At 72.0% G+C, this 9,610-nt stretch carries 10 protein-coding genes; 6 read left to right on the top strand and 4 right to left on the bottom strand.

Annotated elements, in window-relative coordinates:
- Positions 1–32: 32 nt before the first annotated feature.
- Both BM288_RS05815 and BM288_RS05820 read left to right on the top strand, forming a co-directional pair.
- Positions 33–914, top strand: coding sequence for an ABC transporter ATP-binding protein (locus tag BM288_RS05815; protein WP_092916850.1), 882 nt, complete (start codon positions 33–35; stop codon positions 912–914).
- Positions 911–2,044 carry an ABC transporter permease gene (locus tag BM288_RS05820; protein WP_092916852.1) on the top strand — a complete coding sequence of 378 codons (1,134 nt, stop codon included), beginning with the start codon at positions 911–913 and terminating at the stop codon, positions 2,042–2,044. Before BM288_RS05815 ends, BM288_RS05820 begins: the two co-directional genes overlap by 4 nt.
- 427 nt (positions 2,045–2,471) lie before the next feature.
- Here BM288_RS05820 and BM288_RS05825 read toward each other — a convergent pair whose 3' ends face one another.
- Positions 2,472–3,983, bottom strand: coding sequence for a pyridoxal phosphate-dependent decarboxylase family protein (locus tag BM288_RS05825; protein ID WP_092916854.1), 1,512 nt, complete (start codon positions 3,981–3,983; stop codon positions 2,472–2,474).
- Complete coding sequence (locus tag BM288_RS05830) at positions 3,961–5,349, bottom strand: MFS transporter (protein WP_092917740.1); 1,389 nt, start codon at positions 5,347–5,349, stop codon at positions 3,961–3,963. The genes BM288_RS05825 and BM288_RS05830 overlap by 23 nt, the downstream gene beginning before the upstream one ends.
- Before the next feature lie 165 nt (positions 5,350–5,514).
- Between BM288_RS05830 and BM288_RS05835 the strand changes: the two genes are divergently transcribed.
- From BM288_RS05835 to BM288_RS05845, 3 genes are read left to right on the top strand one after another with little or no spacing between them, the layout of a single operon-like run.
- The gene (locus BM288_RS05835) at positions 5,515–5,874 is read left to right on the top strand and encodes a GntR family transcriptional regulator (RefSeq protein WP_092916856.1); all 360 of its coding nucleotides are present in this window, start codon (positions 5,515–5,517) and stop codon (positions 5,872–5,874) included.
- The gene (locus BM288_RS05840) at positions 5,871–6,788 is read left to right on the top strand and encodes an ABC transporter ATP-binding protein (protein WP_092916858.1); all 918 of its coding nucleotides are present in this window, start codon (positions 5,871–5,873) and stop codon (positions 6,786–6,788) included. The genes BM288_RS05835 and BM288_RS05840 overlap by 4 nt, the downstream gene beginning before the upstream one ends.
- Before the next feature lie 11 nt (positions 6,789–6,799).
- Entirely contained in the window at positions 6,800–7,519 is a 720-nt protein-coding gene (locus BM288_RS05845) for a hypothetical protein (protein ID WP_092916860.1), read from the top strand.
- Between the two features lie 82 nt (positions 7,520–7,601).
- On the opposite strand, the gene BM288_RS05850 is transcribed toward BM288_RS05845, so the two are convergent.
- Both BM288_RS05850 and BM288_RS05855 read right to left on the bottom strand, forming a co-directional pair.
- The gene (locus BM288_RS05850; protein WP_092916862.1) at positions 7,602–7,949 is read right to left on the bottom strand and encodes a hypothetical protein; all 348 of its coding nucleotides are present in this window, start codon (positions 7,947–7,949) and stop codon (positions 7,602–7,604) included.
- Between the two features lie 127 nt (positions 7,950–8,076).
- The gene (locus BM288_RS05855; RefSeq protein ID WP_092916864.1) at positions 8,077–8,379 is read right to left on the bottom strand and encodes a hypothetical protein; all 303 of its coding nucleotides are present in this window, start codon (positions 8,377–8,379) and stop codon (positions 8,077–8,079) included.
- Between the two features lie 156 nt (positions 8,380–8,535).
- Here BM288_RS05855 and BM288_RS05860 point away from each other — a divergent pair, with 156 nt between their 5' ends.
- Complete coding sequence (locus BM288_RS05860) at positions 8,536–9,600, top strand: threonine aldolase family protein (protein WP_092916866.1); 1,065 nt, start codon at positions 8,536–8,538, stop codon at positions 9,598–9,600.
- The last annotated feature ends 10 nt before the right edge of the window (positions 9,601–9,610 follow it).

Below are 9,610 nucleotides of genomic sequence, written 5' to 3' on the forward strand. Positions count from 1 at the left end.
GCGCGCCGCACGCGGATCCCTAGATTCGAAGCATGCTCTCCATCCACGCGATCAGTCGCTCCTTCAACGGGCACCGGGCGCTCACGGACGTCTCCTTCGACGTGCACGACGGCCTGATGACCGGCTTCGTCGGTGCCAACGGCGCCGGCAAGACCACCGCCATGCGCATCATCCTGGGCGTGCTCGCCGCCGACAGCGGCGAGGTGCGCGTCGACGGCCGCCCCATCACCGCCGACGACCGCGCCCAGTTCGGCTACATGCCAGAGGAGCGCGGCCTGTACCCGAAGATGAAGGTGCACGAGCAGCTCGTCTACCTCGCCCGACTGCACGGCATGACCACCGCCGCCGCCGGCACGCGCGCCGACGCGCTGCTCGAGCAGCTCGGCCTCGGCGAGCGCCGGCACGACACCCTCGAGTCGCTCAGCCTCGGCAACCAGCAGCGCGCGCAGATCGCCGCCGCCCTCGTGCACGAGCCCACCGCGCTGGTGCTCGACGAGCCCTTCTCGGGGCTCGACCCGATGGCCGTCGAGACCACCCTCGAGGTGCTGCGCGACGTCGCCCGCTCCGGCGCCCCGGTGCTCTTCTCGAGCCACCAGCTCGACGTCGTCGAGCGCCTCTGCGACTCGCTCGTCATCCTCGCCCACGGCGAGGTGCGAGCGGCCGGCACGCGCGAGCAGATCCGTGCCGCCCACACGCGCCCCGAGTGGGTGCTCGAGACCGATGACGCCGGTTTCGTGCGCGGCATCGGCGGCATCGAGGTGCTCGAGTTCGACGGCGGCCACGTGCGCTTCAGCGCGGCCAGCGACGGCGCGGCCGACCGCGTGCTGCGCGAGGCGATCGAGCGCGGCGCCGTGCGCAGCTTCACCCCCTCCATCCGCCCGCTGAACGAGATCTTCCAGGAGGTCGTGCGATGAGCGCCACCGCCGCACGCACCGGCAGCACCGCATCCGCCACCAACCACCGGGGCCGCACGGGCTTCTGGGCCGCGACCGGCATCGTCGCGCAGCGCGAGATCATGACCCGGCTGCGCTCGAAGTCGTTCATCATCTCGACCGCGATCATGCTCGCGCTCATCCTCGGCGGCGTCATCTTCGCGTCGGTCGGGCCCGCCCTGTTCGACGAGGACACCGCGGTCGCGACGGTCGCCGCCGTCGCACCCGCGCTGCAAGGGCTCAGCGGCCTCGACCTCAGCGTGCTCGGCACTGCGGATGCGGTGCGGCAAGCCGTGCAGTCGGGTGCGGTCGACGCCGGGGTCGTGCCGGGCAGCGGGCCCAGCGGGCTGCTGGTGCTGGCCGACCGCGAGGCGCCCTCGAGCCTCATCCAGATGCTCAGCGTCGCGCCCGAGCTCGAGCTGCTCGACGCGAACGCGCCCGACCCGATGCTCACCTACTACATCGGCATCGCATTCGGCATCGTCTTCTTCTCGTCGGCGATGACCTTCGGCACCACCATCGCGCAGTCGGTGGTGGAGGAGAAGCAGTCGCGCATCGTCGAGATCATGCTCGCCGCAGTGCCGGCACGCGCGATCCTGGCCGGCAAGGTGGTCGGCAACTCGGTGCTCGCCTTCGGGCAGATCCTGCTGATCGCTGCGGCGGTGATGATCGGCGGCGCCATCACCGGCTCGCAGCTGGTGCTCGACGGGCTGGGCATGCCGATCGTGTGGTTCGTGGTGCTGTTCACCGTGGGCTTCGTGATGCTCGCGGCGCTCTACGCCGCGGCTGCCGCGCTGGTCTCGCGGGCCGAGGATCTCGGCACGGCCACCAGCCCGGTGATGATGCTGATCATGATCCCGTACTTCGCGGTGATCATCTTCAACAACAGCCCGGTCGCGCTGCAGATCATGTCGTACGTGCCGTTCTCGGCGCCGGTGGCGGTGCCGATGCGGGTCTACCTGCAGTCGCAGGCGTGGTGGGAGCCGTTCCTGTCGCTGGCGATCCTCGCCGCCTTCACGGTGCTGGTGATCGCCTTCGCGGCGAAGGTGTACGAGCGCTCGCTGCTGAAGACCGGCTCGATGGTGAAGTGGAAGGACGCGCTCAAGGGCTGACCGTGCGCCGCGGCCAGGCACAGCGCAGGCCGCAGCGACTCGTCTCCAGGAAAGACAGGACCGGGTGGGCGGATCCTTCAGCGGATCGGCCCACCCGGTCACGGGTCGTGAAGGGAGCCGGGGCGAGACCCCGATGCCCCGAACTGGTCCTAGAGCGCCGAGACGATCCAGATGACCAGGGCGATGGCCGCCAGCACGCCCACAATGGTCCAGACAAGGCCGCTTCCACGCATGTTGACTCCTCCTGTGTGTAGTGGTCATCGCCACCATCGCGGCAGGGGTGCCGCGATGGCCAGCGATCGACCTGACTGCAGGTAACCAGGCTCTCCTGAACCTTTGGTGGGTAACCGGTGCTGCAGGCGTTCTGCGCGCACCGCAACATTCAGCGCACCGCTGGAGGCCTGCAGGCTCTGGCTGGTGACTGCGGCTATCGGCGGGCCGCCGGCTCGACCTGCCGGGCGAGCACCTCGATCAGCAGGCGCTCGGCGAACTCGGGCGGCAGCTGCTCGAGCAGGGCCATGAGCGGCGCCATCCGCGCCGGCAGCGTCTTGCCGTCGCCCGGCCGGCCGACGCCGAAGCGCCGCAGCAGGGCCTGCGCCCGCTGGGCCGTCAGCTCGCGGCGGAAGGCGCCCGTCAGCCGCAGCGCCCGCACCGCCAGCCGCATATCGGCCGGCGCCCTGCCCCGCACGTCGTCGGCGGCGCGCGTCAGCGCCTCGGTGAGCTCCGGCAGCCGCTGCTCGGTCACGGGCGTGATCGTCAGGTGCGTCGTGGGTGGCAGGCGGGTGCCGTCCGGCTGCTCGAAGCCCGGTTGCAGCTGCAGCGTGAAGCCGAGCTGCGCGACGCGATCGGCCCAGCGATGCGGGTCGACGCGTGCTCGCTTCGGCACTGCGAGGTCGGTGGCGACTGCCAGCAGCGGCCCGGTGGGCTCGCCCACGACGCGCAGCCCGGTGACGCCGTCGATGCCCGCGCGCAGCTGCTCGGTCGAGCGGCGGCACGAGGCGACCAGCCCGGCGAAGCCGTCGTCGCCCAGGTGCTGCACGATCGCCCACGCGGCCGCGAGCGCCGTGGCCGACTTCGAGCCCAGCAGCGTCGGGTTGACCACCGGGTAGCCCGGCCACCGGACGGTGGCGAAGTACTGGCGGCGCTGGCGGTCGCGATCGCGCTGCAGCAGCACGGATGCGCCCTTGGGCGCGTAGCCGTACTTGTGCAGGTCGGCGGAGATGCTCGTCACCCCTGCGGCCGCGAGATCCCACGCGGGCACCCCGCCCCACCAGGGCAGCGCGAAGCCGCCGATGCACGCGTCGACGTGGCACGGGATGCCGGCATCCGCCGCTGCCGCGGCGACCTCGGCGATCGGATCGAGCATGCCGAAGGGGTAGCCGGGGGCCGAGACGACCACGAGCGCGACGTCGGCGCCGAAGCGGGCGATGATGTCGGCGGCCGCCACGACGCCGTCGGCGTCCACCGGAACGAGGTCGAGGTCGAGGCCGAAGTATGCCGCTGCCTTGTGGAACGCGGCGTGCACGGTGACCGGCGCGACGATGCGCGCCCGCGAGGCCGGCGGCTGCGCGGCTCGGGCGGCCCAGCCGTCCCGCGCGGTCTTGACCGCCAGCATGCAGCTCTCGGTGCCGCCGCTGGTGACGGTGCCGACCGTGGTCTCGTCGCCGTGCAGCATCCGCGTGGCGAAGCCGACCAGCTCGCGCTCGAGCACCGCGACCGAGGGGAAGACCGTCGGGTCGAGCCCGTTCACCGGCTGCATCAGCCGCATCGCCTGGCCCGCGAGCTCGTCGAGCTCGGCCAGCCCGGGGTCGTAGACGTACGACAGCACCCGCCCGCCGTGGGTGGCGGCATCGGCGGCGCGCAACTGCGCCAGCCGCTCGAGGATCGCGGTCGACCGGTCGCTCAGCCGCACCACCTCAGGCGCCCGCCGCTGCGGCATCCGCCGGCTCGATGTCCGCGCGGCGCAGCCGGTAGCGGCGCAGCGTGAACAGGCTGAGCAGCATCGCGATGGCCGGCACGACGCTGAAGCTCAGCACGATGCCGATCACCGCGGCGCCGGACTGCTCGACCACCGCGGCGCCGACCGACTCCCGGTAGCCGGTGACGGCGAGCACCACGGTCAGCGCCGTCGCGCCGAAGGCCATCCCGGTCGTCTCGCCCGCCGTCCACAGGCCGCCGAAGGTGCCGGCGCGACCCTCGCCGTGGCGGGCGGCGTCGTCGGAGATCACATCGGGCAGCATCGCCAGCGGCAGCGACTGCATGCCCGCGTAGGCCGCGCCGGCGACCGCGACGGGCAGGTACGCCCAGGGCCCCGGGGCCCACAGCAGCAGCACCAGCGAGGCCGCCGCGACGAGGAAGACGGCGCTGGCGATGCGGAAGCCGCGCTCCTTGCCGATCCGCTTCGCGACCAGGCCCCAGACGGGCGCCAGCAGCAGGGCGGGCGCGATGAGCGCGACGAACAGCAGCGTCACGGCGGTCTGGTCCTGCAGCACCCAGGTGGCGACGTACTGGGCCCCGGCGAGCATCATGCCGGTCGCGAGCCCCTGCAGCATGTAGGTCGCCAGCAGCGCACGGAACGGCTGGCTGCATCTCAGCGCCCGGATGCCGCTGCGGTAGTGCTGCGCGAGCGCGACCGGCGGCGCTGCCGCAGTCGCGGCCGGGCCCCGCGGCGCGACCGTCGACGACAGCAGCAGCGCGACACCGAGCACGACCGCCGCGACGATCGCCATGACGAGGTAGCCGCGGTGCGGGTCAGCCGGGAAGAAGTCGCGCAGCAGCGGCCCGCCGGCGCCGAACAGCAGGATGGCGATCGCCAGCACCACCACGCGCCAGGTGAGCAGCCGCGTGCGCTCGTCGTAGCGGGCGGTGAGCTCGGCGGGCAGCGCGATGTAGGGCACCTGGAACAGGCTGAACGCGGTCGCGCAGAGGATGAACGCGAGCGCGACCCAGGCGGCGGATGCCCCAGCCCCGAGGCCCGGGACGACCGCGAAAGTCAGCACGAAGCACAGCGGCAGCGCGACGCCGCCCAGCAGCATGGAGCGCCGGCGCGAGCCGTCACGCTGCAGGGCGCGGTCGCTGAACCCGCCGATGACGGGGTCGACCACCACATCCCAGACCTTCGCGAGCGTGAGGATGACGCCGGCGATCAGTGCCGAGACGCCGAGCGTGTCGGTGAGGTAGTAGACCAGCACCAGGCCGGGGAGCGTCGAGAAGCCGCCGGTGCCGAGCGAGCCGATGGCGTAGCGCCAGATCGTCGATCGCGGCAGCGGCGCGGCCGGCACGGCGGCATCGCTCGACGTGCTCATCGATCGAGCCCGACGATCGCCCGCAGCCACAGCACTGCCATGGCCCGATCCTATGCGGATGCGCGACACGCGCTTGACAGGTTGGTGGGTTGCGTGGTTCATTAGTCGAGTAATGAACCAACGGAGCGAGATGCGCAGCTCGCCCCAGACCCCAAGGAGGCAGTGATGCTCGATGAGAGCAAGCCGCTGTTCCAAGCAGTCGCTGAGCAGATCGAGGACGGGATCCTCGACGGCACCTACGCCGAGGACGACCCGGTGCCCTCGACCAACCAGCTGGCTGCGTTCCTCCGCATCAACCCCGCCACCGCCGGCAAGGGCCTCGGGCTCCTCGTCGACGCGGAGGTGCTCATCAAGAGGAGAGGGATCGGCATGTTCGTCGCCCCCGGCGCCCGCGAGGCGCTCCGTCACCGCCGCAAGTTCGCGTTCGAAGACCAGTACATCGCACCGCTGCTCCGCGAGGCAGCCCAGCTCGGCATCACGCCGGAGGAGCTCGCGGGCATGATCACGAAGGAAGTCGTCCGATGACCGCCATCCACACCCGCGGCCTCACCAAGCGCTACCCGGAGGTCGCCGCCCTCGACGGCGTCACCGTGCGCCTCGATGAGAACCGCATCCACGGCCTGCTGGGCCGCAACGGCGCCGGCAAGACGACCCTCATGCAGCTGCTCACCGGCCAGGTCTTCGCGACCTCGGGCGAGATGCAGGTGCTGGGCGGCACGCCGGTCGAAAACGTCGAGGTGCTCTCGCAGACCGTCTTCATCCAGGAGAGCCAGAAGTACCCCGACACCTTCCGTGCCGTCGACGTGCTGCGCATCGCCGCCGGCGCCTACCCCAACTGGGATCAGGCCTACGCCGACCGGCTGGTCGAGCAGTACCGACTGCCGACCAAGCGCCTCATCAAGAAGCTCTCCCGCGGCCAGCTCTCGGCCATCGGCATCGTCATCGGGCTCGCCTCGCGGGCGCCGCTGACCTTCTTCGACGAGCCCTACCTGGGCCTCGACGCGGTCGCCCGGCAGATGTTCTTCGACGACCTGCTCGCCGACTACACCGCGCACCCGCGCACGATCGTGCTCTCGACCCACCACATCGACGAGGTCGCGAACCTGCTCGAGCACGTCGTCATCCTCGATCAGGGCAAGGTGCTGCTCGAGGCCGACACCGACGACCTGCACGACGCAGCCATCACCGTGTCCGGGAAGGCGACGGCAGTGGATGCGTTCCTGTCGGGCCGCGAGGTGCTCGACCGCAAGGCGCTGGGCACGCTGGCCACCGCCACCTTCACCCCCCGCGACGGCGACGAGCTCGCCGCTCGCGAGGCCGGCCTGGATCTCTCCCCGGTCTCCCTGCAGGCGCTCTTCGTGCACCTGACCACCGCCAACGCGGCCTCGGCCGCCGAGGCGACCGACATCCGCCGCGCGTCCGACCGCGCGATCGTCTGAGAGGAGTCGTCATGCGCATCCGCAACGTCGTCCAGCTCCACACCGTCAACAAGCTGCAGGCCTTCGGCTGGCCGCTCATCATCATGAGCCTGTCGCTCACCCTCGTGCTCGTCATCGGCGCGCTCATCGTGAACGTCGGCGGCGCCGGGGCCCGCGAGGGCATGAACCAGGGCATGCAGTACAGCGGCGCGATCTTCGCGCTGCTGGGGCCGCTGATCGGCTTCGGCTTCACGGCGATGGGGCAGTACTTCCCGCTCGCGCTGGGCTTCGGCCTCACCCGCCGCGAGTTCGCGGCCGGCACCCTGCTGGTCTTCCTCGGCAACGCGCTGTTCTACGCCGTGATCGTCACGATCGGCAAGGTGATCGAGGTCGCCACCGGCGGCTTCGGCCTGAGCGTGCGCTTCTTCGACGTGGTCTACACGGGCCTGGGCGAGTGGTGGCAGACGCTCATCCAGACCTTCCTGCTGATCTTCATGGTGATGCTCGTGGGCGCCGCGATCACCACCGCGTTCCACCGCTGGGGGCAGTCGTTCCTGTGGATCTTCTGGATCGCGCTGGCGCTGCTCATCCTGCCGGTGGTGGCCGGCTTCCTGCTCTCGGAGGACTTCCGCGCCTTCGCCGGCCAGGTCGGCGCCATGGGGTGGGTGCCGTGGATGGGCGTCATCCTGGGCTTCGCCGTGGTGGGCGGCGGTACCTGGCTCGCACTCGTGCGCCGCGCCCAGGCCCGGTAGCCCGCCTGCGGCACCCGCCGCATCCGCCACCACGACCAGCGGCGGCCGCCCCTCTCGGGCGGCCGCCGCTGTCGTGCTGCCGTCAGCGCTCTGCGTCGCGCTCGTCGCCGTGCGCCGAGGCGCCGGTGCCGCGCTCGGGCGACTCCGAGGGGCCCGCCGACTCCGGCGCTCCGCCAAGACCCTCGCGGGGCGATTCGGCCTCGCGCACCGCCGAGCCGCTCGCTGCCGACGAGCCCAGTCCGTCGACCGGCGAGTCGGCCTCGTGCACGGGCGCGCCGCCGGCGGCGGATGCGCCGAGGCCCTCGGCAGGCGACGAGCGGATGTGCTCCTGCACCTGCGGGTCATCGACCTCACCGTCGGGGTGCACCGGCCGGGCGCTCTCGGGTGCCTCGTCCTCGTGCTCGCCGGGCTCTGATGTGTGGTGGTTCATCTGCTCCTCCGCTCCTGCGCGATGCGCGCACGCCGTCGTGCCTGTGCCGTCATCCTGCCCGGGGCGCGCCAACTACTCCACCCTGGATCTCCTGGGAATCGGCGCACCGAGCGCGCCGGCCCCGCGATCAGGAGCCCGCGCCCTCGACCGGTGAGCCGCTGCCGGCGACCGGATCGCCCGCGGCGCCGTCCACCGGCTCGGAGGCGCCCTGCGGGGAGGCGCCGTCGAGCGCATCGGTGGCGTCCTGCGCCTCGGCGGCGATCTGCTCGGCGCCGCCGTCGTGCTCGGCGCCGGTGGTGCCGCCGTGCTGCGGGCTGCCCTCCGGGACGCCGACGTCGTCGACCGGCTCGTCGACCTGGCCGTCGGGATGCACGGGCCGCGCGTGCTCGGGCACGGCGGCCTCCTCGAAGTCGTGCGAAGTGTCGGACATCTGCTCCTCCGATCGTCTCGCGGTGGGCACCGGTGGGCGCCGCTGGCTCCGCGGGGTCTCCCCACTCGCATTGTGGCGCGCCTCGTCGCCCAGCTGTACCCCGCACTTCTGCGACGCGCATCGTCGGCGGCCGCGCTCGTCTGCGAGGATCGTCGGGTGCAGACGCTCCACGACCCGGCCATCCGCGGCTTCGCCTCCGACAACTACTCCGGCGTGCACCCCGAGGTGCTCGCGGCCATCGCCGCCGCCAACGAGGGCCACCAGACCGCCTACGGCGCCGACGACTACACCGCCCGCCTGCAGCAGGTGGTGCACGGCCACTTCGGCGAGCAGGCCGAGGCGTTCCCGGTCTTCAACGGCACGGGCGCGAACGTCGTTGCGCTGCAGTCGCTGCTGCCCCGCTGGGGCGCCGTGGTCGCGGCGAAGAGCGCCCACATCAACGTCGACGAAGGCGGCGCGCCCGAGCGGGTCGGCGGCATGAAGCTGCTCACGGTGCCAACACCCGACGGCAAGCTCACCCCCGAGCTGATCGACCAGGAGGCCTGGGGCTACGGCGACGAGCACCGAGCGCAGCCGCTCGCGGTCTCCATCACGCAGTCGACCGAGCTCGGCACCCTCTACACAGCGGAGGAGATCCGCGCGATCGCCGACCACGCGCACGCCAAGGGCATGCTGCTGCACGTCGACGGCGCCCGGCTCTCGAACGCGGCGGTCTCGCTCGGCCAGCCGTTCCGCGCGTTCACGACGGATGCGGGGGTCGACATCCTCTCGCTCGGCGGCACGAAGAACGGGGCGATGGGCGCCGAGGCCGTCGTCGTCCTCTCGGAGGGCGCCGGCGACGGCCTCGTCTACCTGCGCAAGCTGAACATGCAGCTGGCGTCGAAGATGCGCTTCATCTCGGCGCAGCTGATCGCGCTGTTCGAGGGTGAGCTGTGGCGCGAGAACGCCAGCCACGCCAACGCGATGGCGGCGCGGCTGCGCGCCGCGGTCGAGCCCCTCGAGGGCGTCGGCTTCGCCTACCCGACGCAGTCGAACGGCGTCTTCGCCCGACTGCCCGAAGGCGTGGCCGACCGCGTCCGTGACGCCTTCTTCTTCTACGACTGGGACGCATCCGCCCGGGAAGTGCGATGGATGTGCACCTGGGACACCACGGAGGGCGACGTGGATGCGTTCGCCGCCGCCGTGCGGGAGGCGGTCGGCGCGCCGCAGCTCGCCGAGTAGCCCCCAGCCG

This window comes from Agrococcus baldri (assembly GCA_900114805.1).
GTDB lineage: Bacteria > Actinomycetota > Actinomycetes > Actinomycetales > Microbacteriaceae > Agrococcus > Agrococcus baldri.

What these genes read in the sequence shown, in the direction of transcription:
- BM288_RS05815 (WP_092916850.1), top strand. Translation starts at nt 33, where the DNA reads ATGCTCTCCATCCACGCGATCAGTCGCTCCTTCAACGGGCACCGGGCG.
- BM288_RS05820 (WP_092916852.1), top strand. Translation starts at nt 911, where the DNA reads ATGAGCGCCACCGCCGCACGCACCGGCAGCACCGCATCCGCCACCAAC.
- BM288_RS05825 (WP_092916854.1), bottom strand. Translation starts at nt 3,983, where the DNA reads ATGCCGCAGCGGCGGGCGCCTGAGGTGGTGCGGCTGAGCGACCGGTCG.
- BM288_RS05830 (WP_092917740.1), bottom strand. Translation starts at nt 5,349, where the DNA reads ATGAGCACGTCGAGCGATGCCGCCGTGCCGGCCGCGCCGCTGCCGCGA.
- BM288_RS05835 (WP_092916856.1), top strand. Translation starts at nt 5,515, where the DNA reads ATGCTCGATGAGAGCAAGCCGCTGTTCCAAGCAGTCGCTGAGCAGATC.
- BM288_RS05840 (WP_092916858.1), top strand. Translation starts at nt 5,871, where the DNA reads ATGACCGCCATCCACACCCGCGGCCTCACCAAGCGCTACCCGGAGGTC.
- BM288_RS05845 (WP_092916860.1), top strand. Translation starts at nt 6,800, where the DNA reads ATGCGCATCCGCAACGTCGTCCAGCTCCACACCGTCAACAAGCTGCAG.
- BM288_RS05850 (WP_092916862.1), bottom strand. Translation starts at nt 7,949, where the DNA reads ATGAACCACCACACATCAGAGCCCGGCGAGCACGAGGACGAGGCACCC.
- BM288_RS05855 (WP_092916864.1), bottom strand. Translation starts at nt 8,379, where the DNA reads ATGTCCGACACTTCGCACGACTTCGAGGAGGCCGCCGTGCCCGAGCAC.